This is a genomic window from Amycolatopsis sp. NPDC051373, from assembly GCF_040689465.1.
Classification (GTDB): Bacteria; Actinomycetota; Actinomycetes; order Mycobacteriales; family Pseudonocardiaceae; genus Amycolatopsis.
Map to the genome: position 1 here is coordinate 117913 of NZ_JBFBAE010000004.1, position 23264 is coordinate 141176.

Genomic DNA, 23264 nt, shown 5'->3' on the forward strand with positions numbered 1-23264 from the left:
GGCTCAGCCCTCCTGACTGTCGGTGAACGCGGCCTTGCCGAGCCGGACCACCCCGTCGGCGTACACCTGGATGCCGGTGACGCGGGTGGAATGCACGGTGAGGTTGCGGACCCGGTAGGTGTAGACGATCGGGTTCTGCTGCTGGATCAGCTGCACGGCCTGCCCGTAGAGCGCGGCACGCTGCTTCGTGTCGATGCTGCGTGCGGCGCTCGACAGCAGGTTGTCCAATGTGGAGGAATTGAAGCCGCCGTAGTTGCCGCCCGAGCCGGTGGAGAGGAAGCGCGCGGTGTTGGCGTCCGGGTCGATGCGGCCGGACCAGCCGAGCATCAGCGCCTCGAAGGTGCCACGTTTCTGCACGTCCAGCAGGGTGGAGTACTCGACCGGCACGATCTGCACGTCGAACCCGCCCTCGGCGACGCTGGCCTGCAGGGCCTGGGCGTATCGCAGCTGGTCCTGGGTGTTGGTCACCTGCAACGAGATCGGGAACGGCACGGGCACGCCGGCCTCTTTCAGCAGCTGCCGCGATTTGGCGGGATCGAACGGCGGGCAGGCGTTGCTGGCGGCCGACGAGTAAGGCGTTTTCGGGGCGACGGGGGAGCAGGCGGGATCGAACCAGTTGTTGAAAACGGTGTCGACGAGCGTCTGCCGGTCCAGGGCCAGGGAGAACGCGAGGCGGATGCGGGGATCGTTCGCGATGGGTTTGTCGATGTGCTTCGTGGGTTTGCCGACGCCGTCGACGTTCCCGGTGTTGAAGGTGACGCTCTGGTAGCCCAGGGAAGGGGATTGCAGCACCTTGAGATCCGGGTCCTGTGCGAGCGCGTCGACGTCCTGGGGCGAGATCGTGTCGGCGACCTGGATGTCACCCGAGCGCAGGTTCGCCGCGCGAATGTTGGCGTCGGTCATGATCCGGTAAGTGATCTTGTCGAGGTGGACGTCTTTGGCGTCGTAGTACAGCGGGTCGCGCTCGACGTCGATCTCGGTCTGCGGCACGCGTTTCACGAACTTGAACGGGCCGACGCACAGGGGGTTCTCGCCAAAGTCGTCGCCTTCTTTCGCGAGCGCGGCAGGCGACATGATCATGCCGGCGCGGTCGGCCAGCGCCGCGGTGATCGGCGCGAAGGGTTTCTTGTAGTGCAGCACGACGTGGCTCTTGTCGGGCGCGTCGATGCGGCTGATCGGGCCCATTTCGCTTTTGCGCTGGGAGGTTTTGAGCTCGAAGTGCCGGCGCAGGCTCGTCGCCACAGCCGGCGCGTCGAACGGGGTGCCGTCGGCGAAGACGATGCCGGTGCGCACGGGGATCGTGACGGTGAGGCCGTCGGGAGAGATGACCGGCAACGCGGTGGCCAGCTGCGGCACGATGGCGCTGGTGTCGTCGATGTCGTAGAGCTTTTCGCAGATCGTGGTCATCACGTAGCGCGTGTAGAGCGAACTGGACGTGGTGGGGTCGAGTTTGTCGGGCTCGTTGGACAGGCCCATGACGAGGTCGCCGCCGCGCTGGACGGTTCGGTTGCCGACAGGGGTGCCGAAGTCGTCGCGGTGCTCGCTGCGAGCGCTCGCGTGTTGCACGGGTACGCACGCCGTGAGTGTCAGCACCGCCAGCCCGGCCAGGAGGGGGAGCAGGGACCGAGGAGACATGGCGAACAACGTACGTCGGTTTTTCCCCCACTCGATTTCTGGCTGGTTAATGCGTGTTAAATCGTTATTCGCCGAAAATGGACATGCCGAAAAGCGGGCCCGGGAATCGGGTCCGCTTTTCGGCGGGATGTGCGGTGATTATCGCCCGGCGGCGTACCCCTGCATTCCGCGGGGGTTCGCGGCGGCCGAGAGGACGCCGGTCTCCGGATCGCGGGCGACGGCGCACAACCTCCCTTCGGACCAAGGTTCTCCGACAGTCACGAGGTGGCCTCGGCGCTCCAGTTCGGCGATGATGTCATCGCCGATCCGCGATTCCACGGTGACGCTGCCGGCCACCATCGCGCGCGGATAGAACGAGCCGGGGAAACTGTCGGTGTGCCAGTTGGGCGCGTCGATCGCGCCCTGCAGGTCGAGGCCGCTGCGCACTTTTTCGCGCAGCGCGACGGCGAGGAAGAAATGCGCGCTCCACTGGTCCTGCTGGTCGCCGCCGGGGGTGCCGAACGCCATCACGGGCACTCCGTCGCGCGAGGCCAGCGACGGTGTGAGCGTGGTGCGCGGGCGCTTGCCCGGGGCCAGCGAGTTGGGCAGGCCGGGGTCGAGCCATGCCATCTGCAGCCGGGTGCCGAGCGGGAACCCGAGCTGCGGGATGACGGGGTTGGACTGCAGCCAGCCGCCACTCGGCGTCGCGGCGATCATGTTGCCCCACCGGTCGACCACGTCGAGGTGGCAGGTGTCGCCGCGCGTCGCCCCGTCCTTGGCGACGGTCGGCTCACCCGCGCCGGCGGCCGTGGCCACGGCGCCGCCGCTCGCCACGTACCGGGCGTGCTTGCTCAGGCGTGGTTCCCGGCCGTCGGGGCGGCCCGGGCGCAGCTCGTGCGACGCGCGTTCGCCGATCAGCTTGCGGCGGGTTTCGTTGTAGGCGGGAGAAAGCAGCGTGGTGATGTCGACGTCGGCGCTGTCGCCGTACCAGGCTTCGCGGTCGGCCATCGCGAGCTTCGTGCCCTCGATGAGAGTGTGGTAGTAGTCCGGCGTGGCGTAGTCCAGGCCGTCCGCGTCCGGCAGGAGCGCGAGCTGCTGCAGCAGCGTCGGGCCCTGGCTCCACAGGCCGGCTTTCGCGATGGTCCAGCCGTTCCAGGTGAACGTGACCGGGTCCTCGTAGGTCGCGCGAAAGGCGGCGAGGTCGTCGCCGGTCAGGGTGCCGGCGTGGCGTTCGCCCGAGGTGTCCATGGTGGGCTTCGCCGCGAACTCGGCGATGGCTTCGGCGATGAAGCCCTCGCGCCAGACCTTTCGGGCGGCTTCGATCTGCGTCTCGCGGCTCGCGCCGGCGGCTTCGGCCTCGGTGATGAGGCGACGCCAGGTGTTCGCGAGAGCGGGGTTCTTGAAGAGCTCGCCGGGCTTCGGTGAGCGTCCGCCGGGGAGGTAGAGCTCGGCGGAGGTGGTCCACTCGGTCTCGAACAGCTCGCGCACGGTCTCCACGGTGGCGCCGACGCGATCCACGGCGGGGTGGCCGTTCTCGGCGTAGGAGATCGCGTACTTGAGGACCTCGCGCAGCGGCTTCGTGCCGTGGTCGTGCAGGAGCAGCAGCCACGCGTCGACCGCGCCGGGCACCGCGGCGGCGAGCGGCCCGGTGCCGGGCACGAGGTCGAGGCCGAGCGAGGTGTAGTGCTCGATCGTGGCGCCGGCCGGCGCGCCGCCCTGTCCACAGAGGACCTTCGGCGTGCCGTCCGCCGGGGCGACGATCATCGGCACCTCGCCGCCAGGGCCGTTGAGGTGCGGCTCGACGACGTGGAGCACGAACGCGGCCGCGACGGCGGCATCGTAGGCGTTGCCGTCGTCTTCCAGCACGGCCATCGCGGCGGCCGAGGCGAGCCAGTGGGTGGACGACACCATTCCGAAGGTGCCCTGCAACGTGGGACGGGTCTGGAACATCCCTGCATCGTCGCGCGTACGTCGGCGTACGTCAAAGACATGTATGACACCGTTGCGATAGCCTGACGCTATGGAACGTCGGCAGCTCGAGTACTTCGTCGCGATCGTCGAGCACGGCGGCTTCACCCACGCGGCGCGGGCGCTGCGGGTGGCCCAGCCGTCGCTGTCGCGCGCGATCGCCAAGCTGGAGCACGAGCTGGGTGTGGCACTGTTCCACCGCGTCGGCCGCAACGCCGTGCTCTCCAGCGCGGGCGAGTTCATGGCCGACCGCGCGCGGTTGGTTCTCCGCGACCTCGACGCCCTGCGCGCCGCGGCCCGGGCCGTCGGCGACGGTCTCGCCGGGCGCGTCGACGTGGCAGCCACGTCGTCCTCCGCGCTGGAACCGGTGATCAGCATCATCGCCGACCTGCGCGAACGTCACCCGGGCGTGCTGGTGAGCACCTCCTCGGCGCTGTCGGCGGCGGAGGTCGTGGCGATGGTCCTGCAGGGCCGCTGCGAGGCCGGGGTGTGCGGCAGCGCGGAGCGTCCGACCGGCCCCGGCTTGGTGGCCCACCACCTGCGCGACGAGGAGTTCCTGCTGGTCGCGCCCCCAGGCTCGGGCGTGGGCGACCCGGTCGAGTGGTCCGACCTGCGCGGCATGCGCTTCGTCGTCACCAAACCCGCCACGGCCGTGCGCGCGCTGTTCGACCGCATCGCCGCGACCGTCCCGGACGTCTCCATCGCCGCCGAAGTGGGCGACCGCAGCGTCGTCCTCCCGATGGTCCTGCGCGGCATCGGCGCCGGCCTGATGCCCGACGGCTGGACCGACCTGGCCCGCCGCGCCGGCGCGGAAGTGGTGCGCTTCTCGCCGGCTGAACGACTGCCGCAGTGGCTGGTGCACCGGTCCGGGCCGATTACGGCGGCTACGCAGGCGTTTCTCGACACGACGTTGGCGGCGCGGTAGTCGCGTTCAGTCTTGTGGTGGATGGTCACGTGGGAGTCTGCGATCTACCGTCGATCGAGTAGCGGGTCGGGTGCGCTCGGTGACGGGAGTGACTGTGGTCCAGCCTGGTGACTTCTCCGCGTTGGTGGCCCTCCGCGCGAAGGAAGGCGAGCTGACCGCGCTTGGCGAGCTCCACCGAGCCGATCAACTCCGGCTGGTTCAGCCGCTGCTCCAGTTCGACGCCGACGGAACACCGACGAAGCAACTCGACGATGTCGAAACGGCTGTCCGAATCCTCCACAACCTCGGCCGGGTGGCCATGCTCGACGCTACCGACGTCGCGGAACATTCGGGCTACGGCGCGGCCGGAGCCCTCGGCGGCCTGACCGACCGCCTCACCCACCAGGCTGATCTCTTCCAGCCGATCGCCTTCATCCCCGTGGTTCGCAGCGATCTCGCCGCGACGCGGATCGCCCCGCTCGGGCGGCTCTGCCGGGAGCTGGGTGCCGGCGGCGCGCTGCGAATCCGAAGACCCACGCCGGATGCGGGGCGTCTCGGGCGCCTGCTCGAGATGCTTCGCGTGGACCCGGAGGACCTCGACCTGATCGTCGATCTCGAGTACCTCCCGGAACTGACCTCCGACGCAATCGCGCACGCGCAGCGCGTTCTGGGGACTTCAGCGTCGTTCGGCGGGTTCCGGTCGACGAGCCTGCTGGCCGGTTCGGTGCCGCCCGCGTTGTCGCAGACCGAGGTCTGGGAGGCTCCGCGAGTCGAAGAAGCGGCGTGGGACACGCTGGTTCGAGCCGGGGCACAGGGCCTCCGGTTCGGAGACTACGGCGCGGTGCACCCGGGTTCGGGCCCTGCGTTCCCGCCGCGGCACGTCACCCTCAGGTACACCTGCTGGGACCACTGGCTCTACTCGCGCGAGCGCATCCCCAAGCCGGACGCGGAAACCGGCGAGACGCATTCGGAACCCCCTCGGAACCGCACCTTCCGAGCGGTCTGCCGCCACGTGGTGGAGTCCGAAGGCTTCGCCGGTGCCGAATTCTCGTGGGGCGACCGGGCCATTCGCGAAGCCGCGGAAGGCCGAGGCCACGGCCTCGGCTCCACCAGCAAACCCGTCGCCTTCGCGACGTCGCACCACTTGGCTCATCTGGCGAGCCGCGCGGCGTGATCAGCTGAACTTGGCCGAAGCCACCATCCCGTCGAAAGCCGCGTCCTGGGCGGGGGTGCTGGCGTGTTCGACGATGAGGATTTTGCTGGTGGGCAGCCACCACATGCGGACCTGGTTGTTCTGCGCCGGGTCCTTGCAGGTTTCCTGGAAGCGCGCGTATTCGGCCTTCTTCGGGCCGACCGGGGCGAAGCCGTGCTCCAGGACCGCGCCGCCGGTGGCTTCGGAGGCGACGCCGGGGTCGGCGGACGGGCCGATGCACGTGGGGACGTCCGTGCCGGGGTACCAGCCGAACGCGCGGGTCGAGCTGGGAAGGTTGATCATGCCCTCATCGGCGGCCTGGCGCAGATCCAGGATCTTGCCCGCGCAGGCGAAGGTGGCCGACTGCAGGCAGCCCTCGTAGCCGGGGTCGCGCGACTCGACGGCGTACTGCGTGCCGGCAGGGAGGGTGACGGTCATGGTGGCGACGGTCGCGGTGACGCCGTCGGTGGAGGGGTAGGACGGTTGCGTGGAGGGGACGGGGGAGCCGGTGCCCGGCGAACCGCCGAGCTGACCGACCTCACCCGCCGCGCTGGGCTGCGCTTGGCCGGTGATGGTCTGCGTGCAGGCCGTCAACGCCATCGTCGCCGCCAGTGTGACGGTTGCCAGAAACCAGGATCTTCTTCGCACCGCTACCCCTTTCCTCAGGCCTCCGGTGACTTCGACGTCGACGAGCGGCGCCGGTTCCGGTGCAGGCCAAAGGTTAGGCCACGGTGCCGGGCCGTCCGCAGAGTGCGCTCGCGGGTGGCCCGGGGTGCGGTCAGCACTCGTTCACGCCGTCGGATTCGTCGTGCCACTCGTCGACCCGGCTGTCGCCGTCGGGGGCCGTTCATGTTGTAGAACAGGGATTTGGTCCCGTTGGCCTGGTTGCTCCGCACTGCGGAGACCCGGTCGTTGCAGGGTTGTCCGGGGGTTGTCCGCGTCTTCTGGGAGCGGTGTGGGTGACGATCAGTTGGTCCTCGGTGTCCGACAGGTACAGGGATTCGTAGCCCAGCACCAGAAGTCGCGCGCGGGTGCCGCAGGCAAGTCAACCTGCGCCACGGCATCCTCGTCCCGACCGGGCAGCCGCCTTGAGGCTCAGCCGAACATCGCGCGGTGGCGGCCCACAAAATCCGCGAAGTCGGATGCCGGCCGGTCCGTGAGGGCGGCGACGGTCGTGGTCACCGTGTCGGCACCGCCGTCGCGGCAGACGCGGGCGGCAGCGTCTCGGGCTTCGCGAGATCGAGCGTCACCGCCGGTTGTCCGGACTCGAACGCGCGAGCGGTAGGTCGCCGCGGCGTCCGCGCCGAGCAGGGCGATCAGTGCCGAGCCGACGTTGCCGCCGGCGCCGGTCACGAGGATCACGGCTTGCGCGCGATGCCGCCGACGATGAGGCGCTGGGCTACGTTCATCCCGGACAACAGGGGACCAGCCGGCCACCAGGCCGCCAGCGGCACGATCTCCGGCTCGGCGCCCGGGCCCTGCGGCACGAGCTCGAGACCGTGGAACAGCTCCCGGATCTCCGCGCGCGTGCGCATGGTGGCCCCGCCGAGCGCGCCGCTGCGGACGGTCTCGATGAGCTGCTCCATCGCCTGCGCGTCGTCGGAGCCGTCGTGCGGGTCGAGGATGTGGGAGATCACCACGAACGAACCCGGCGGCAGCCGGTCGATGAACTCCTGCGTGACCTCGGCCGGGCGGCCGCGGTCGCCTTTCCAGTGGTGCAGCGTCGCGACGAACAGCAGCGCGATCGGCCTGGTCCAGTCCAGGTGCCCGCGCACCACCTCGTCGTCGAGGATGCTGGCGGGCCGGTAGATGTCGCCCTCGACGTAGCGGGTCCGCTCGTTCTCTTCGAGCAGCGCGCGGCCGTGCGCGGTGACGACCGGGTCGAAGTCGGTGTACACGACCTTTGCTTCGGGGCTGACGCGCTGCACGACCTGGTGCACGTTCTCGGCCGTCGGCAGGCCCGAGCCGCAGTCGAGGTACTGGTCGATCCCGGCGTTGCGCGCGAGGAAGGTGCACGCGCGGATGAGGAACGCCCGGTTCTCGACGGCGAGGTCGCGCACCTCCGGCATCTTCTCCGCCAGCTCGCGGGCGACCTTGCGGTCCACCTCGTAGTGCGTGTTTCCGCCCAGCAAGTAGTCGTACACGCGCGCGACGCTCGCCCGGTTCGGGTCGACGCCTGGCGGGCTGTCGAGTGCCGATCGGTCCGCGTGCTGCGACATCCGGGTGCCTCCTCGGTTTGCGTGGCGGGTGCGACACCGAGGGTAGGGGTTCGCAGGTCACCGCGTAAAACCGGGAGCGGTTCACGCGGCGCGCGGAACGGCCTTCGCGGCCGTTGCGACGCGGTCGCGCAGCCGGCGGTGGCCGGGGTCGTCGGTGTGGCGCGGGCTCCAGGACATCGCCTCGGTGATGTTGCCGACGATGCAGCGCACCGAGTACCAGGTGGATGGTCCGCTCACCGAGCTCGCACGGCAGGTCCGTGGCCGCGGCGACACCGCCGAGCTCGCCGTCCGTGCGCCGAGGCCGAGTCGAAGTCGCACTACACCTCGGTGAAGTACCAGCCGGAGTACGTGCGTGAGCGGGACGTGCGCGACGGGTACTTCAAGCCGGCCTGGCGCCGGGCAGGGTCACGGCTGGCCGAGCGTGATGGCCGTGACCCCGGCCGCGGCGATGGCGAGGCCGGTGATCTGCGGGCGGCTCCAGCGTTCGTGCAGCAGGCCGCGCGCGAGGACGATCGTGATGGCGGGGTAGAGCGACGTGATGACCGCGACTACGGCCAGCTGGCTCGCCCCGGTGGCCGCGACGAACAGCAGGTTGGCCGCACCGCCGAGGATGCCGGCGGCGGTCGCCGGCCACCACGCGCGCGCCCACGACGTCGGACGCAGCCAGATCGCGGCGATCACAAGCAGGAGCACGCCGACGGATTGGCCCGCGACCAGTGGCCAGCTGCCCGCCGCCGTGCCCGCGCGGTCGAGGCCGATGAACAGGACGCCGAACCCCGCGCCGGCGATCACGCCCTCGACCAGGCCGGACCGCCTGCGTTCGGTGTCGTCGCCCTGGTGTTGCGAGACCAGCGCGATGGCCGGCAGCACCAGCGCGATGCCCACCCACGACAGCCACGCCAGCCGGTCGCCCGTCGCGAACCCGACGAGCGCGGGCAGCGCCGCCGCCAGCACCGCGGAGACGGGCGCGACCACGCTCATCCGCGCCGTGGAGAGGCCCCGGTACAGGGCGAACGTGCCGACCGCCGTGCCGAGCCCGCTCACCGCGCCCCATGCGAGCTCCTCGGCGTGCGGGGCGCGCGGCCCCATCACCAGCACGGCGATCAGGGCCGCGAGCAGGCTCCACGGCTGCGCGAGGACTGTGACGGCGTTCGGGTCGCTGCGCCGCCCGCCCACGCCCGCGACGAAATCGGAAGCGCCGTAGCTGAGCGCGGACAACAACCCCAGGAGGACACCCACGCGTCCATTCTGCCGAGTTCCCGCCGGGCCGGGATCGCGGCGTCGGTGAGTGCGCTGGTGGGCCTCGGCGGAACGGCTTCCGGCCGGGCCGGCCTCGCACACCGAAGGCTCGGCGCACGATCTCGCCGCCAGCGAGCCCGGAGCGCCGCGCGCCGCCGCGCCCAGGGCGTCTCGCCGGTGGTTCCGGCGCGGCCTCAGTGAGGGAGCTGCTGCTCCGCGCTGCACCACCAGCTCGTGCGGCCGCCGACTTTGCCGCGCGCCATGGGCGCGTGGTCGCGCGGGCATGACGCGCCGGGTTTGCGGTAGGGGATCACGGTGAGGGTGTGGACGCCGCCGTGGTCGAGGGCGGCGGTGACGGAGCTTCGGGTGGCGCGCAGGAGGCGGTCGAGGGCCGGGCGGTCGAGCTCGTCGACGCGGTGAGCCGGGTGCACGCGGGCGCGCCAGAGGATCTCGTCGGCGAGGAGGTTGCCGATGCCGGCCAGGGCGTGCTGGTCGAGCAGGCGCGCCTTGACGGGCGCGGTGCCCTTGGTGATCGCGGTGCGGAACTCGGCGGGCGTGACCGCGGCGGCGTCGGGCCCGAGCAGTTCGATGTGCGGGTCGAGGGTGATGCGGCCGAGGCGGCGCGGGTCGACGAGCATCATCAGGCCGCCGTCGTCGAAGGTGAGGGCGAAGCGCGACCAGCGGTAGTCGCCCTGCACGCGGCGGCCTTCCCAGTAGTCGCCGCCGTCGATCTCGGTGCCGTCGGCGTCGGCGATCACGATCTTGCCCGACATCCCGAGGTGCACGCCGAGCGCCGGACCGTCGTCGCCGGTGTCGCACCACAGCGACTTGCCGCGCCGGTGCGCGGCCACGAGCCGGCGCCCGAGCAGCGCCTCGCGGATCTCGCCGGGCGCGTGGGGCCGGCAGACGTAGGAATCGGTATCGTCGACCTCGACGATCAACCGGCCGAGCGCGGCCCGGTCGATCACCGATCGGGCCGACTCGACCTCGGGCAGTTCGGGCACGGGCGACTCCGCGGCTCGGGGTGGACACGACGGCGACCATTGTCACCGATGCGACGCGAACCAGGCCGGCGACCCGCGAGCCCGCGGATCACCGGCCGTGCGTCACTGGCAGGCTTCGCAGTCCGGGTCGTCGATGCGGCACGAGGCGCCGTCGGTGAGCTCGAAGTCGAAGTCGTCGAGCACGGGCACGGGCAGGGCCTCGGCCGTCTCGGACGCGGTGGAAGCAGTCATGTCTCTCCCTCGGGTCGGAACAGGTGTCTCCCTTCTGTAGCGCCGAAGATCGTCCGGCATTCCGTGACCCGGACCACAACGGGCGTCAGAACTGGTAGATCGACTTCGCCTGCTGGTAGCTCGCGAGGCCGTCCGGCCCGAGCTCGCGCCCGATGCCGCTCTGCTTCACGCCGCCGAAGGGGGCGGCGAGGTCGGGGACGTACCCGTTGATCCCGATGGATCCGGTGCGCACGCGGGCGGCGAGCGCGAGGCCCCGGTCCACGTCGGCGGTCCAGACGCTGCCGGCGAGGCCGTAGTCGGAGTCGTTGGCCAGCGCGACGGCTTCGTCGTCCGTGTCGTACGGCGTCACCGTGAGGACGGGGCCGAAGATGTCCTCGCGCGCGACGGGCCAGCGGTTGTCCACGTCGGCGAGGACGGTCGGCTGCAGGAACCAGCCCTCGTCCAGCCCGCGCGGGCGCGCGCCACCCGCGACCAGGCGGGCGCCGTCTTCGAGGCCGCGGGCGATCGCGTCCTCGACCGTCTGCCGGTGGCGCTGCGACACCAGCGGGCCGATCTGCGTGGCGGGGTCGAGCGCGTCGCCGACGGTCAGCGAGCCGGCGAACGCGGCCAGCGTGTCCACGACTTCGGTGTAGCGGCTGCGCGGGGCGAGCACGCGGGTGGAGAGGAAACACGTCTGCCCGTTGTTGACGAGCATCGCGCCGAACAGTGCCTCGCCAACCCGTGCCAAGTCGAGGTCGGCGTCGTCGAGCACCACGGCCGCCGATCGCCCGCCCAGCTCGAGGATCACCGGGCGGATCAGCGTCCCGCAGATCTCGGAGATCCGCCGCCCGATCGCGGTGGATCCGGTGAACGCCACCAGGTCCACGCCGGGGTGGCCTACGAGGTAGGAGCTGGCGTCGGCTTCGGCGGGCACGACGTTGAGCACACCCGGCGGAAACCCGGCCTCGATCGCCGCTTCCGCGACGGCCCGGGTGTCGAGCACGGTCTGCGGCGACGGCTTGAGGATCACCGTGCACCCGGCGGCGAGCGCGGGCGCGTACTTCTGTGCGGCCAGCGCCTGCGGGAAGTTCCACGGCGCGATCGCCGCGACCACACCGGCAGGTTCGCGCCGGACGTGCGTAATGCCGCCGAACATCCCCGGATTGCTGGTCTGCTCCGGCTGCGCGCGCACGAGTCCCGCGAAGTAGCGCAGCATCGCGGACGGGAATTGCGCTTCGATCTGCCCGGAGACGGCGATGGGCATGCCGTTTTGCTCGCTCACCGTCCGAGCCGTCTCGGCACCGCGCCGGTCGAGGGCCACGGCGAACCGGTCGAGCGCGTCGGCGCGTTCGGAGACCGGCCACGTGGCCCAGCCGGCCGGATCGTCGAACGCGCCGCGCGCGGCGGCCACCGCCCGGTCCACATCGGTGCGGTTCGCGGACACCGTGGTGCCGAGCGGTTTTCCGGTGCCGGCCGAGCAGACGGAGATCGTCTCCGTACCGGCAGAAGCCGCCCATTCGCCGCCGATGAAAAGGGATTCACTGGTCGTCATTGCCCACTCTCCCTGGAAAAAAGGTTCTCGCTCGCCGAGCCAACCGGGGTGATCGACATCGCTCCACGGATCGGTCCATTGGGCGGGCCCGGAACCGGAACCCGGCTGCGCACGAACCGGTCCACTGGCCGAACCGTCCGGGTGTTTTCGCGCGCGGCGGCCCGCACGCTGCCTGCATGGCACTCAGTGAAGAGGACGTCCGGCACCTCGCCGGCGAGCTGTGGGAGGCGGAGCGCAAGGCCGCTCCGGTCGCCCCCATCACCGGCAGGTTCCCCGGCGCGGACGTCGAAGACGCGTACGGCATCCAGCTGGAGGGCGTGCGGCTTCGTTGCGAGGCCGGCGATTCCGTGCGCGGGCACAAGGTCGGGCTCACGGCCCGGGTGATGCAAACGCAGTTCGGTGTGGACCGGCCCGACTTCGGCCACCTGCTCGCGTCGATGTTCCATCCGGAAGGAGAACCGCTGCCCGTCGGCTCGCTCATCGCCCCGCGAGTGGAGCCCGAGCTGGCGTTCGTGCTCGACTCCCCGTTGCGGGGCCCCGGCGTGACCGTGGCCGACGTGCTCGCCGCGACCGCGTTCGTGATGCCGGCGCTGGAGATCATCGACTCGCGCATCCAGGACTGGCGGATCGGGATCGTCGACACCGTGGCGGACAACGCGTCGTCGGCGCGCGTGGTGCTGGGCGGCAAGCGCACCCCGATCGCGGGCCTCGACCCGCGGCTGATCGGTGTGGTGCTGCGGCGCAACGGCGAGATCGTCGAGACGGGCGCGAGCGGCGCGGTGCTGGGGAACCCGGCGCAGGCCGTCGCGTGGCTGGCCAACACCGTGGCCGGCGACGGCGTGGTGCTCAAGGCGGGCGACGTGATCATGCCCGGCACCTGCACGCGTGCGGTCGAACTCAAACCCGGTGACACCGTGCGCGCGGACTTCGAGCACCTGGGCCACGTCGGCGTTTCCTTCAGCGCCGCCCGCGCCGCGGAGGTGGCCGCATGACCGGCGCACGCACCTGGGCGGGCCGGCTCGACGACGCCGCCACCACGCAGGCGACGGTCGCGCCGCTCACCACCGACGGCCTGGCCGACCTCCGCACCGCCTACGAGGTGCAGGACGCGCTCGTCCGCCTGCGGCTCGACCGCGGCGAACGCCTGGTCGGCGGCAAGCTCGGCCTGACCAGCCGCGCCAAGCAGCTGGCGATGGGCGTGGACAAGCCGCTCTACGGCCTGGTCACCAGCGGCATGAGCCGCGCCTCGGGCTCGCGCCTGTCGCTGAAGGACCTGATCCACCCGCGCGTCGAGCCGGAGATCGCGTTCGTGCTCGGCGAGGCGCTGGAAGGCCCCGACGTCACGGTCTCCGACGTCCTCGGCGCGACGCGGTACCTCTGCGCCGCGCTCGACGTGATCGACAGCCGTTACGAGGGGTTCTCCTTCCGCCACCTCGACGCGATCGCGGACAACGCGTCCTCCGCGGCCTTCGCGCTGGGCGACGACCTGGTCGCGCCGCACGGAGATCTCGCGTTGACCGGCTGTGTGCTCGAGGTCGACGGGCAGGTCGTCGAGTCGGCGGCCGGCGCCGCGGTGATGGGCCACCCGGCCGCCGCCGTCGCGTTCATGGCCAACCAGCTCGCCCTGGCCGGGAAACGCCTCGAGGCCGGCTGGGTCGTGCTCTCGGGCGGGCTCACCGCCCCTGTTCCGTTGATGGCCGGTTCGACCGTGACCGCGACGCTCAGCGGGCTCGGCAGCGTCACCCTCGGCGCGGAATAAGGGAAAGGGACACCATGCCGTTCATCCAGATCAACCTCGGGGCCGGTCGCACGCCCGAGCAGAAGGACCAGCTGATCCGCGCCGTGTCCGCGGCGGCGGCCGAGGCGATCTCCGTGCCGGAGACGTCGGTGCGCGTGTGGGTCGTGGAAGTGCCGGCGACGGAGGTCCTCGTCGGCGGGGTCACGCTCGCCGAGCGGCAGGCCGCGAAACCGGCGGGCCCGGCATGACGCACTTCGTGCTGGTGCACGGCGGCTGGCACGGCGCGTGGTGCTGGGAGGCCGAGGTCTCCGCGCTGGAGGCGCTCGGCCACTCGGCGACGGCCGTGGAACTGCCGTCGGACGACGTGCGCGCGGGCACTCGCCAGTACGCCGCCACGATCGCCGCCGCCGTGCGCGGTCCTGGCGACGTCGTGGTCGGTCACTCGCTGGCCGGCCTGGCGATTCCGCTGGTCCCGCAGCGGACGGCGGTCGCCGCGCTCGTCTTCCTGGCGTCGTTGCTGCCCGAGCCGGGCCGGTCGTGGCGGGACCAGCTGACGCTCGGACGCCCCATGGCCGAGTGGTTCCACGAAAACGGCCTGCCGAAGCAGGAACGCGACGAGCAAGGGCGAACGGTGTGGCCGGCGTCCGTCGCGGCCGAGCTGTTCTTCCACGACTGTCCACCCGAGACAGCCGCCGCGGCCGCGGCCAGGCTCCGGCCCCAGTCGCCGGCCCCGATCACGGAAGTCACACCCCTGCAGGCGTTTCCCGAGCTGCCGATGCACTACGTCGGCTGCCGCGCCGATCGCGCCGTCTCCGGGGACTGGGCCGAACGCACCGCGAAGGACCGGCTCGGCGCCGAAGTCACCTGGCTCGACACCTCCCACAGCCCCTTCCTGTCCGCCCCCGGCGAGCTGGCCGGCCTGCTCGTCACCCTCGCTTCGAGATCGGAGGTCCGATGACCGCCGCCGCCACCACGCCCGACCTGCACCACCGCGTCGAACAGTTCCTCTACCGGGAAGCCGCTCTGCTCGACGAGTGGCGGCTCGACGAGTGGTTCGCGCTGATGCACCCGCGGATCGAGTACCGCGTTCCGTCGCCGGGCTCCGACCACCTCGAACCGCGCCGCACGCTCCAGGTGATCCACGACAACCACACCCGGCTCGGCGGGCGCGTGACCCGGTTGAAGAGCAAGCACGCGCACGCCGAAAGCCCGCATTCGCGCACGCGCCGGCTGGTCACCAACGTCCGCGCCGAACCTCTCGGCGACACGGTGGTGGCGCACGCCAACTTCCACGTGATGCGCACGCGGCTCGGTCAGCTCGACCACTTCCTCGGCACCTATCGCCACGTGCTGGTCGAAGACGGCGCCGGGTTCCTCGTCCTCGAACGCGTCGCGACCCTCGACCACGGCATCGTCGAGGCGGGCGGCACCGTGTCGATCATCCTGTGACGGGAGCGTGACCGTGCTCGACCTGCACACCCACGTGGTGCCTCGGGAGACGCCCTTCCGCACCTCGGCCGAACCGCGCTGGGCGCGGCTCGACACCGGAACCGGGGTCGTCTCCGTGTCCGGCAAGCCGTTCCGGACGGTGCACCGCGTCGCCTGGGATCTCGGCGCCCGTCGCGCGGCCGCCGAAGCCGCGGGCGGCACCGGCCAGCTGCTGTCCGCCATGCCCGAGCTGCTCGCGCCGTGGGCCCCGCCCGGCGAAGGACTCGCCTACGCGCAGGCCTTCAACGCTTGGCTCGCGGACGAAGTGGGACAGCACAACGGGTTCTTCACCGGACTGGGTGTCGTTCCGTTGCAGGATCCCGATGCCGCCGCCGACCTGCTGACCGAGATCGCCGACGCCGGTCTGCTCGGCATCGAGGTGCCCTCGAACCCGCCGACGGCGCCCCTGCACGCGCCGGCGTGGGCCGGGTTCCTCGACGAGGCCGAACGGCTGGGGCTGCTCGTGTTCGTGCACGCGGCCGGGGGTCCGGGGGTCGCGGACTATCCGCACCCGATGGCCGCCAACGGGGTGCTGTTCCCCGCGGGCATCGGCACGGCGCTCGGCGGCCTGATCGTCACGGGTGCGCTGGCCGCGCGGCCCGGGCTGCGCCTGCTGGCCAGCCACGGCGGCGGCGCCCTGATCACCGAGCTGCCGAGAATCGACTACCTGCGCGGGATCACCCCCGCGCTGCGGGAGCTGATGCCCGAGTCCGCTGTGGACTCCGCGCGCCGTCTGTGGTTCGACCCGCTGCTGTTCGACGCCGGCCTCGTGCGCCACCTCGCCGGCACCGTCGGGCCGGACCGGATCGTGCTCGGCACGGACCACCCGTTCATGCCCACCGACCCGCTCGCGTTCCTCGACGACCCGGCGCTGCCCGCGGGGTTCGCGAAGGCCGTGCGCGAGACCAACCCCGCGGCGCTGCTCACCGCGCTGACCCGACCGAACTCCCGGCAAAGGAGCTGGAGACGATGACCTCCGAACCGATCGCACCCCCGTCCACCACGCTGGTCGACGACCGCGCCGCCGACGGGCTCTTCCGCGTCGACCGGGCCGCGCTCGTCGACGAGGGCGTGCTCGCACAGGAACGCCGCGCCATCTTCGACAAGTGCTGGCTCTACGTCGGACACGTCTCGGAGGTGCCCGACCCGGGCGACTTCCGCGCCCGCACCGTGGCCGGGCGTCCGCTCGTGCTGTGGCGCGGCAGCGACGGCGAGGTGCGGGTGTTCCTCAACGCGTGCCGGCACCGCGGCGCCCAGCTGTGCCGGGTGCCCGAAGGCAACGCGCGCGGGATGTCGTGCTTCTACCACGCGTGGACCTACGCCAACGACGGCCGGCTGACCGCGCTGCCCGACGTCGACGGCTACGGCCCCGACTTCGACCGTTCCCGCTTCAGCCTGAACTCCCCGCCGCGCGTCGAGGAGTACCGCGGGTTCGTCTTCTGCTGCTTCGATCCCGACGCTGTGACGTTGCCGGAGTACCTCGGCGAAGCCCGCGACTACCTGGACTTGGTGGCGGACCAGTCGCCGGACATGGAGGTGGTCGACGGCGTGCACGAGTACTCGATGGAGGCGAACTGGAAGCTGTTCGTGGAGAACAGCCTCGACGGCTACCACCTGATCCCCTTGCACCGCACGTACTTCGACTACCTGAAGTCCACCGAGGACTCCTACCTCGACCCGCGCAAGGCGACCGAGGCGAAGGATCTCGGCAATGGGCACGCGGTGATCACCGTGGAGGGTCCGTGGGCCCGCCCGGTCGCGCGGTGGACGCCGGCGATGGGGGAGGAGAACCGCGAGTACGTCGAGGGGCAGCGGGCGCGGCTCGAAGAAGAGTTCGGTGCCGACCGCGCGCGCCGGATCGCGACGACCGACCGGAACCTGCTGATCTTCCCCAACCTCGTGATCAACGACATCATGGGGATCGTCGTCCGCACGATCACGCCCACCGCGGCCGGGCGCACGCTGGTGGCGCAGTGGACGATGGCGACGAAGGGCGAACCGGAGTCGGTGCGTGCGCGGCGGCTGGACTCGTACGTGACGTTCCAGGGGCCGGGTGGGCTGGCGACGCCGGACGACATGGAGGCGTGCGAGTCCTGCCAGGAGGGGTTCGCCGTCGCGGCCGAGTCGCCGTGGTCGGACATTTCGCGGGGGATCCACAAGGAAGCCACGGGTGGACCGTTCGTCGCGTCCGACGAAGTGCAGCAACGTGCGTTCTGGCGTCGGTGGCGGGATCTCCTCGGCAGCATTTGATCAGAGAGTGTTTTGATTCGGCAGCATTTGAACAGGCAGTGTTTGTTTCGGCACTGCGTAATCGGAGTGCCACCACGCGTCGACCCCCACCCGAACAAATCCGGCCTGACGGCCGAGAACGGATATCGTGGCCGGATGCGCATCAGTGCCGAGGAGACGGAGCAGCACCGGTCGGTGGGGGACCGGATGCTGCTCATCCTCGACACCGTTGCGACCTCGCCCGGCGAGGTGGGGCTCAGTGAGCTCGCGCGGCGGACCGGGCTGAAGAAGGCGACCGTGCACCGGCTGGCCCTGGACCTCGTGGCGCACCGGATGCTCGAACGCGGCGCGTACGGCTACCGCCTCGGGCTGCACCTGTTCGAGCTGGGCCAGCACGTGCCGGCTTCGCGGCGGCTGCGGGCGACCGCGTTGCCGTTCATGGCCGACCTGCTGACCGCGACGGGTGAGGTCGTGCAGCTGGGCGTGCTCGACGACACGGACATCGTGTACGTCGAGAAGCTCACCGGCCAGCACAGCGCCTCGGTGCCCTCGGCGGTCGGTACACGGCTGCCCGCGTACTGCACCGGACTGGGCAAGGCGATTCTCGCATTCAGCGACGACTCCGCGGTCGACCGCGTGACGTCCGCGCCCATGCCGGCGCGGACCGGGACCACGATCACCGATCCGCGGCACTTCCTGCGCGAGCTGGCGAAAATCCACGACTCCGGCATCGCCTACGACCGGGAGGAGGGCACGCGGGGCATCGCGTGCGTCGCGGCGCCGATCGTGGTGGAGAGCTACGTCGGGCGCGACGGCCACCGAGCCGTCGCCGGGCTTTCCGTGACGGGCCCCGCGCACCGCCTGCAGCCGGCGCGGCTGGGGGCGGCGGTGCGGACCGCAGCCCTGAGCATCAGCCGTCTCCTGGGCTACCCGCTGCACTGACCCCGCGGGTTCACGCGTCGGTTTCGCCGGCCGGCCTGCGGACGCTCACGGTGGTGGTGCCGCCGAAGCGGGCCGTGATCGTGCCCCCGGCTCGCAGCGGCACGGCGGAGGTGAGGCCGCCGGTGATGATCAGTTCGTCCTTCTTCAGGCCGCTTCCGCGCGCGGCCAGCTGCGCGGCCAACCACGCGACGCCGTGCAGCGGATGCCCGGCGGCCGCCGCGGAGGTCGCGGTCGCGACGAGGGCGTTGTCTTCGTGCAGCTCGACGGTGACCCGGTGGGCGTGCAGCGGATCGACGTCGAGCACCGGTCCCAGCACGACTCCCGCGGCCGAGGAGCCGTCGGCGGTGTTCTGTTCGGCGGTGAAGCGGTAGTCACGCCAGATCGAGTCGACGACCTCGAGGCACACGCGCACCTCGGCGATCGCGTCGGCGACCTCGTGCAGCGCGAGCCCCGGGCCGGTCAGGTCGCGGCCCAGGACGACGCCGATCTCCGGCTCGACGCGGGGGTGCAGGAAACCGGTGGCTCGTGCGCCGTCGCGCAGCACCATGTCGTCGAGCAACGGGCCGTGATTGGGTGCGGTGACGCCCATCTGCCGGCGCATCGCGGCGGAGGTGTAGCCGAGCTTGTAGCCGATGGCGCAGCGTCCGTCGGCGAGGCGCAGGCGCGTGAGGTCGTCCTGGATTTCGTACGCGCTGTCCAGCGACAGCGCGGTCGCTTCCGTTGCCGCGTCGAGAAGCGTGCGTTCGGTGCGGGCCCGGTGCAGCACTTGCGCGAGGGCGGGGATTTCGATCGTGTCGGTCACTTCCTCATCGTCGCGGCCGGCGGCCGTCGATGAGTCCCACCGGTCCACTCGCCGGTCCGAGGCGTGGCCGGGGGTCCCGCCGGTTCCGAGACTGGACGTCACCACCCACTCGACGACGAGGAGGAACCATGGCCGAAGTACTGGGTCTCGGGGTCACCCACTACCCACCGCTGAGCGGTACCGACGACAACCTGACGCGGGTGTTCCGCGGCGCGCTCGCGGACCCGAAGCTGCCCGCCGAACTGCGCGACCCGGCGTCGTGGCCCGAGCGGGCCCGCCGTGAATGGGCCGGGGACGAAGGTGTCGCGGCCGGGAAGGCGCACCGCGCGGCGTTGCTGGAGGGCTTCCGCCGCACGCGCGCCGCGCTGGACGAGTTCCAGCCGGACGTCGTGCTGATCTGGGGCGACGACCAGTACGAGAACTTCCGCGAGGACCTCGTGCCGCCGTACGCCGTGCAGATCTACGACGACCTCACAGTGCACCCGTGGCGCCACGCCGACGAGTCGTCGAACATGAAGGGCAAGCCCAACGTCTGGGGCGAGGGCGAGAACACCGAGCGCCTCATCCGCGGCCACCGGCCGTTCGCCCGCCACCTGGTGGAAGGTCTGCTGGCACGCCACATCGACGTGCCGTACTCCTACGAGCCGCTGCACCACCCGGGTCTCGCGCACGCGTTCCTCAACACGGTGCTGTACCTGGACTACGATCGCGAGGGGTTCGACTACCCGGTGGTCACGTTCCCGTTGAACTGCTACGGCCGCAAGGTGATCAGCTTCCAGGGCAACATCAGCCCGCTGGGTGTGGAGCGCGAGCTCGACCCGCCGTCGCCCTCGCCGGCGCGGATCATGGACGTCGGCGCGGCGGTCGCGCGGATCTGTGCGGACAGCCCGTACCGGGTCGCGCTCGTGGCCAGCTCCAGCTGGTCGCACAGCTTCCTCGTGGACTCGACGATGCGGCTGTTCCCCGATTCCGCGGCCGACGAGAAGATGTACGACGCGCTCGTCGCCGCGGACTATCCGGTGTGGGAGAACACGACGCTCGCGGACGCGGAGAAGGCCGGCCAGCAGGAGCTGCTGAACTGGTGGGCGCTGCTCGGCGCGATGCGGGAGCTGGGCCGCGGGCCGAGCTGGACGAGCTTCGTGGCGTCGAACATCTTCGTGTCCAACAAGGTCTTCGCGGTCTACGACGCGGAGCAGCGGTGACGCGCTGCGACGTCGCGGTCGTCGGCGGCGGGCCCGCGGGGCTGTTCGCGGCCGTGTACGCGGGGATGCGCGGGCTGTCGGTGGCGGTCGTCGACGCGCTGCCGGAGCCTGGCGGGCAGATCACCGCGCTGTACCCGGAAAAGCTCATCCGCGACGTCGCCGGGTTCCCCGCGGTGAAGGGCCGCGACCTCGTCCGCGGACTGGTGGAGCAGCTCGACCAGTTCTCGCCGCGGATGCTGCTCGGGCACCGGGCGACGGCGCTGGACGACCTGGCGGACGGGCGGCTGCGGCTGGGCTTCGACGACGGTGCTGTGCTGGAGGCCGGCGCGGTCGTAATCACGGGTGGGATCGGCTCATTCTCCCCGCGCAAGCTGCCGTGCGGCGAGGAGTTCCTGGGCCGCGGGCTCACCTACTTCGTCCGCGATCCGGCCGAGCTCGCCGGCAGCCGCGTGCTCGTGGTCGGCGGCGGCGATTCGGCGCTCGACTGGGCCGAGACGTTGCAACACAACGCGGACGTCACGCTCGTACACCGCCGCGATACCTTCCGCGCGCACCTGCACACCGTGGGCCAGGTGCTGGCCGGCCCGGCGACCGTACGCACGAACGCGACCGTCGAACGTCTCGACGGCGACGCCCGGATCACGCGCGCGACCCTGCGCGACACGGTGAGCGGCGAGATGACCCAGGTGCCGTGCGACCACGTCGTGGCGGCACTGGGGTTCGTCGCGAACCCGGGCCCGCTGCTGCAGTGGGACCTGGCGACGCGCGACCGCAAGATCGTGGTCGACGCCGCCATGCGCACGTCGCGGCCCGGCGTCTTCGCCGCCGGCGACATCTGCACCTACGACGGCCGGGTCCCGCTCATCGCGGTCGGTTTCGGCGAGGCGGCCACCGCCGTGAACCACGCGGCCGTCCGCCTCGACCCGACCGCCTCCCCCTTCCCAGGGCACTCCACCGACGGCCCGGCACCCGCCGCCCGGCCCCTGCGAGTCCCCGCCTGACCCGAGAGGACCCCGGCCATGGCCTACGTCATCACCGACGCCTGCGTCGACATCCTCGACCGCGCGTGCACCGAGGAATGCCCGGTCGACTGCATCTACGAGGGCGATCGCAAGATGTACATCAATCCCGTGGAATGCATCGACTGCGGCGCGTGCGAACAGGCCTGCCCGACGGGCGCGGCGCTCGCCGACCGGATGCTCGCCGGCACCGACGCGCAGTGGAACACGGCTGACAATGCCGGGTTCTTCACCGAAGCGCTGCCGGGCCGGGAAACCCCGCTCGGCACCCCCGGCGGCGCTACCCACCTGGGCGCGGTCGGCGTGGACACCGAAACCGTTGCCGCGCTGCCTCGAACCTGATTCGGAGAGAACTGTGACAACCCTGGAAAACCGGCCGGTCGCCGGAGTCGATCCGTGGACCGGTGAGGCGCTGGATGCCAGCGCGGTGGAGAACAGCTCGGAGGAAGTGCGCGCCATCGTGGCGGAGGCGGCCGCGGCGGCGCCTGGGCTGGAGGCGCTGGGCCGGCGAGGGCGGGCAAACCTGCTGCGTGCGCTCGCGCAGGCGCTCGAAGCCGCGCGCGAGCAGATCGTTTCGGTCGCCGACGCCGAGACGGCGCTGGGTGCGCCGCGGCTCGGCGGGGAGCTGACCCGTACGTGCTACCAGTTCGAGTTCTTCGCCGACGTCGTGGCGGACGGCGGCTACGTGGAGGCGACCCTCGACCCGGCCGGGCCGACGCCGATGGGGCCGCGGCCGGACCTGCGGCGCATGCTGGTGTCGATCGGGCCTGTCGCAGTGTTCGGGGCGAGCAACTTCCCGCTGGCGTTCTCGGTGCCCGGCGGGGACACGGCGTCGGCCCTGGCGGCGGGGAACCCCGTGGTGGTCAAGGCGCACGGATCGCACCCCGCGACTTCGCGGCTCGTCCACGAGGTACTGCGGGAGGCGCTCGTCGCGGCGGGGGCACCGGCCGGGGCGCTCGGGCTGGTCTTCGGGCGGGCGGCGGGGGAGAGCCTCGTGACCGATCCCACGGTCAAAGCGGTCGGGTTCACGGGCTCGCTGTCCGGCGGCCGGGCGCTGCTGGACCTCATCCACGGCCGTGCGGAACCGATCCCGTTCTACGGTGAGCTCTCCAGCCTCAACCCGCTGGTCGTCACCGCTGCCGCGGCGCGCGAGAGGGGCGCCGAAATCGGGATGGGCCTCGCCGCGTCGGTCACCGGGTCGGCTGGGCAGCTGTGCACGAAACCCGGTCTCGTGCTGGTGCCGGCCGGTGCCGAAGGCGACGCTGTGGTGGCCGCTGCGGCCGAAGCTCTCAGCAACGCGGAAGTCGTGCCGTTGCTCAACCAGCGAATCCACCAGGCGTACCTCAGCGACATCGCCGAGCTCGTCCGCGCCAAGGAAGTGTCCGAAGTAGCCAGTGGACCGAAGCCAAGCGGCGGGTACGGGGTGGCTCCGCTCCTGACCACAGTGGACGCCGACGGGATCCCCGCCGAGGCGTTCGCGGAGTACTTCGGCCCCGCCGCTGTGATCGTGCGGTACCGGAGCCAAGCCGAGCTGCTCGCCGTCGTCGACCAGGCGCCCGCGTCGCTCACCGCCACGCTGCACCTCGGCGCGGACGAGGCCGCCAAGGACCTGGCCACCGAGCTCGGCCGGCGCGTCGGCCGGCTGGTTTTCAACGGCTACCCGACCGGCGTGGCGGTGAGCTGGGCCCAGCACCACGGCGGCCCGTGGCCGGCGACCAACAGCCTCCACACCTCCGTCGGCGCGACGGCGATCCGCCGGTTCCTGCGGCCCCTGGCCTGGCAGAACGCCCCGACGCACCTGCTGCCCGACGAGCTCACCGACGAGCCCCGAGCGCCCCTGCCGCGCCGGATCGACGGGCGGCTGCAGCTTCCGCACTGAGGGAAACAATTCTTACCAGGCGATGACAACCTGACCCCCGTGGGTAAGAATCAGAAATCCGCA

At 71.4% G+C, this 23264-nt stretch carries 25 protein-coding genes; 14 read left to right on the top strand and 11 right to left on the bottom strand.

The genetic code is table 11. The annotated features are described in order from the left end of the window. Positions 1–3: 3 nt before the first annotated feature. Positions 4–1635, bottom strand: a complete 1632-nt coding sequence (locus AB0383_RS08930; protein ID WP_366186181.1) for an ABC transporter substrate-binding protein — start codon at positions 1633–1635, stop codon at positions 4–6. A gap of 138 nt (positions 1636–1773) precedes the next feature. Beyond that, the gene (locus tag AB0383_RS08935) at positions 1774–3564 is read right to left on the bottom strand and encodes a gamma-glutamyltransferase (protein WP_364183732.1); all 1791 of its coding nucleotides are present in this window, start codon (positions 3562–3564) and stop codon (positions 1774–1776) included. A 70-nt stretch (positions 3565–3634) separates the two neighbouring features. Here AB0383_RS08935 and AB0383_RS08940 point away from each other — a divergent pair, with 70 nt between their 5' ends. Beyond that, the gene (locus AB0383_RS08940; RefSeq protein WP_364183735.1) at positions 3635–4507 is read left to right on the top strand and encodes a LysR family transcriptional regulator; all 873 of its coding nucleotides are present in this window, start codon (positions 3635–3637) and stop codon (positions 4505–4507) included. Between the two features lie 79 nt (positions 4508–4586). Beyond that, on the top strand, positions 4587–5660 hold the full coding sequence (locus AB0383_RS08945) for a hypothetical protein (protein ID WP_364183737.1): 1074 nt from the start codon (positions 4587–4589) through the stop codon (positions 5658–5660). Here the strand turns inward: AB0383_RS08945 and AB0383_RS08950 are convergent, their stop codons facing one another. The 8 genes from AB0383_RS08950 to AB0383_RS08985 form a co-directional block, all read right to left on the bottom strand. After that, complete coding sequence (locus AB0383_RS08950; protein WP_364183740.1) at positions 5661–6326, bottom strand: hypothetical protein; 666 nt, start codon at positions 6324–6326, stop codon at positions 5661–5663. A gap of 447 nt (positions 6327–6773) precedes the next feature. Then, on the bottom strand, positions 6774–7040 hold the full coding sequence (locus tag AB0383_RS08955; protein WP_364183743.1) for a hypothetical protein: 267 nt from the start codon (positions 7038–7040) through the stop codon (positions 6774–6776). Next, on the bottom strand, positions 7037–7897 hold the full coding sequence (locus AB0383_RS08960) for an SAM-dependent methyltransferase (protein WP_364183746.1): 861 nt from the start codon (positions 7895–7897) through the stop codon (positions 7037–7039). Before AB0383_RS08960 ends, AB0383_RS08955 begins: the two co-directional genes overlap by 4 nt. 81 nt (positions 7898–7978) lie before the next feature. Continuing rightward, complete coding sequence (locus AB0383_RS08965; protein ID WP_364183748.1) at positions 7979–8134, bottom strand: hypothetical protein; 156 nt, start codon at positions 8132–8134, stop codon at positions 7979–7981. Between the two features lie 168 nt (positions 8135–8302). After that, the gene (locus AB0383_RS08970; protein ID WP_364183751.1) at positions 8303–9136 is read right to left on the bottom strand and encodes an EamA family transporter; all 834 of its coding nucleotides are present in this window, start codon (positions 9134–9136) and stop codon (positions 8303–8305) included. 194 nt (positions 9137–9330) lie between these two features. Then, on the bottom strand, positions 9331–10140 hold the full coding sequence (locus AB0383_RS08975; protein WP_364183754.1) for a DNA-formamidopyrimidine glycosylase family protein: 810 nt from the start codon (positions 10138–10140) through the stop codon (positions 9331–9333). Between the two features lie 102 nt (positions 10141–10242). Next, on the bottom strand, positions 10243–10371 hold the full coding sequence (locus AB0383_RS08980) for a hypothetical protein (protein WP_354870323.1): 129 nt from the start codon (positions 10369–10371) through the stop codon (positions 10243–10245). A gap of 85 nt (positions 10372–10456) precedes the next feature. After that, on the bottom strand, positions 10457–11902 hold the full coding sequence (locus AB0383_RS08985; protein ID WP_364183757.1) for an aldehyde dehydrogenase: 1446 nt from the start codon (positions 11900–11902) through the stop codon (positions 10457–10459). Between the two features lie 176 nt (positions 11903–12078). On the opposite strand from AB0383_RS08985, the gene AB0383_RS08990 reads away from it, so the two are divergent. The 8 genes from AB0383_RS08990 to AB0383_RS09025 all read left to right on the top strand — a co-directional run bounded on the left by AB0383_RS08990 (position 12079) and on the right by AB0383_RS09025 (position 18299). Next, positions 12079–12894 (top strand): fumarylacetoacetate hydrolase family protein, encoded by an 816-nt coding sequence (locus tag AB0383_RS08990; RefSeq protein WP_364183760.1) that lies wholly within the window; start codon positions 12079–12081, stop codon positions 12892–12894. Next, complete coding sequence (locus tag AB0383_RS08995) at positions 12891–13661, top strand: fumarylacetoacetate hydrolase family protein (protein ID WP_364183763.1); 771 nt, start codon at positions 12891–12893, stop codon at positions 13659–13661. Before AB0383_RS08990 ends, AB0383_RS08995 begins: the two co-directional genes overlap by 4 nt. 14 nt (positions 13662–13675) lie before the next feature. Further along, positions 13676–13888 carry a tautomerase family protein gene (locus AB0383_RS09000; RefSeq protein ID WP_354870316.1) on the top strand — a complete coding sequence of 71 codons (213 nt, stop codon included), beginning with the start codon at positions 13676–13678 and terminating at the stop codon, positions 13886–13888. Continuing rightward, positions 13885–14598: an alpha/beta fold hydrolase gene (locus tag AB0383_RS09005; protein ID WP_364183766.1), complete on the top strand. Its 714-nt coding sequence runs from the start codon at positions 13885–13887 to the stop codon at positions 14596–14598. The genes AB0383_RS09000 and AB0383_RS09005 overlap by 4 nt, the downstream gene beginning before the upstream one ends. After that, positions 14595–15089 carry an aromatic-ring-hydroxylating dioxygenase subunit beta gene (locus AB0383_RS09010; RefSeq protein WP_364183769.1) on the top strand — a complete coding sequence of 165 codons (495 nt, stop codon included), beginning with the start codon at positions 14595–14597 and terminating at the stop codon, positions 15087–15089. The genes AB0383_RS09005 and AB0383_RS09010 overlap by 4 nt, the downstream gene beginning before the upstream one ends. 7 nt (positions 15090–15096) lie before the next feature. Next, positions 15097–16101 (top strand): amidohydrolase family protein, encoded by a 1005-nt coding sequence (locus AB0383_RS09015; RefSeq protein ID WP_364183772.1) that lies wholly within the window; start codon positions 15097–15099, stop codon positions 16099–16101. Next, positions 16098–17378, top strand: a complete 1281-nt coding sequence (locus tag AB0383_RS09020) for an aromatic ring-hydroxylating dioxygenase subunit alpha (RefSeq protein WP_364183774.1) — start codon at positions 16098–16100, stop codon at positions 17376–17378. Before AB0383_RS09015 ends, AB0383_RS09020 begins: the two co-directional genes overlap by 4 nt. A 135-nt stretch (positions 17379–17513) precedes the next feature. After that, positions 17514–18299 (top strand): IclR family transcriptional regulator, encoded by a 786-nt coding sequence (locus tag AB0383_RS09025; protein WP_364183777.1) that lies wholly within the window; start codon positions 17514–17516, stop codon positions 18297–18299. Between the two features lie 10 nt (positions 18300–18309). On the opposite strand, the gene AB0383_RS09030 is transcribed toward AB0383_RS09025, so the two are convergent. Further along, positions 18310–19101: a fumarylacetoacetate hydrolase family protein gene (locus AB0383_RS09030; protein ID WP_364183780.1), complete on the bottom strand. Its 792-nt coding sequence runs from the start codon at positions 19099–19101 to the stop codon at positions 18310–18312. A gap of 128 nt (positions 19102–19229) precedes the next feature. Here AB0383_RS09030 and AB0383_RS09035 point away from each other — a divergent pair, with 128 nt between their 5' ends. From AB0383_RS09035 to AB0383_RS09050, 4 genes are read left to right on the top strand one after another with little or no spacing between them, the layout of a single operon-like run. Next, on the top strand, positions 19230–20303 hold the full coding sequence (locus tag AB0383_RS09035; protein ID WP_360592127.1) for an extradiol ring-cleavage dioxygenase: 1074 nt from the start codon (positions 19230–19232) through the stop codon (positions 20301–20303). After that, on the top strand, positions 20300–21304 hold the full coding sequence (locus AB0383_RS09040; protein ID WP_366186189.1) for an NAD(P)/FAD-dependent oxidoreductase: 1005 nt from the start codon (positions 20300–20302) through the stop codon (positions 21302–21304). The genes AB0383_RS09035 and AB0383_RS09040 overlap by 4 nt, the downstream gene beginning before the upstream one ends. An 18-nt stretch (positions 21305–21322) precedes the next feature. Then, on the top strand, positions 21323–21664 hold the full coding sequence (fdxA, locus tag AB0383_RS09045) for a ferredoxin (RefSeq protein WP_220240399.1): 342 nt from the start codon (positions 21323–21325) through the stop codon (positions 21662–21664). Positions 21665–21677: 13 nt separating this feature from the next. Further along, positions 21678–23201, top strand: coding sequence for an aldehyde dehydrogenase family protein (locus tag AB0383_RS09050; RefSeq protein WP_364183789.1), 1524 nt, complete (start codon positions 21678–21680; stop codon positions 23199–23201). Positions 23202–23264 lie beyond the last annotated feature (63 nt).

Coding starts and splice junctions, on each gene's coding strand:
- AB0383_RS08940 (WP_364183735.1), top strand. CDS start 3,635: ATGGAACGTCGGCAGCTCGAGTACTTCGTCGCGATCGTCGAGCACGGC.
- AB0383_RS09020 (WP_364183774.1), top strand. CDS start 16,098: ATGACCTCCGAACCGATCGCACCCCCGTCCACCACGCTGGTCGACGAC.
- AB0383_RS09000 (WP_354870316.1), top strand. CDS start 13,676: ATGCCGTTCATCCAGATCAACCTCGGGGCCGGTCGCACGCCCGAGCAG.
- AB0383_RS09005 (WP_364183766.1), top strand. CDS start 13,885: ATGACGCACTTCGTGCTGGTGCACGGCGGCTGGCACGGCGCGTGGTGC.
- AB0383_RS09010 (WP_364183769.1), top strand. CDS start 14,595: ATGACCGCCGCCGCCACCACGCCCGACCTGCACCACCGCGTCGAACAG.
- AB0383_RS08995 (WP_364183763.1), top strand. CDS start 12,891: ATGACCGGCGCACGCACCTGGGCGGGCCGGCTCGACGACGCCGCCACC.
- AB0383_RS08935 (WP_364183732.1), bottom strand. CDS start 3,564: ATGTTCCAGACCCGTCCCACGTTGCAGGGCACCTTCGGAATGGTGTCG.
- AB0383_RS08930 (WP_366186181.1), bottom strand. CDS start 1,635: ATGTCTCCTCGGTCCCTGCTCCCCCTCCTGGCCGGGCTGGCGGTGCTG.
- AB0383_RS09035 (WP_360592127.1), top strand. CDS start 19,230: ATGGCCGAAGTACTGGGTCTCGGGGTCACCCACTACCCACCGCTGAGC.
- AB0383_RS08980 (WP_354870323.1), bottom strand. CDS start 10,371: ATGACTGCTTCCACCGCGTCCGAGACGGCCGAGGCCCTGCCCGTGCCC.
- AB0383_RS08990 (WP_364183760.1), top strand. CDS start 12,079: ATGGCACTCAGTGAAGAGGACGTCCGGCACCTCGCCGGCGAGCTGTGG.
- AB0383_RS08960 (WP_364183746.1), bottom strand. CDS start 7,897: ATGTCGCAGCACGCGGACCGATCGGCACTCGACAGCCCGCCAGGCGTC.
- fdxA (WP_220240399.1), top strand. CDS start 21,323: ATGGCCTACGTCATCACCGACGCCTGCGTCGACATCCTCGACCGCGCG.
- AB0383_RS08985 (WP_364183757.1), bottom strand. CDS start 11,902: ATGACGACCAGTGAATCCCTTTTCATCGGCGGCGAATGGGCGGCTTCT.
- AB0383_RS09025 (WP_364183777.1), top strand. CDS start 17,514: ATGCGCATCAGTGCCGAGGAGACGGAGCAGCACCGGTCGGTGGGGGAC.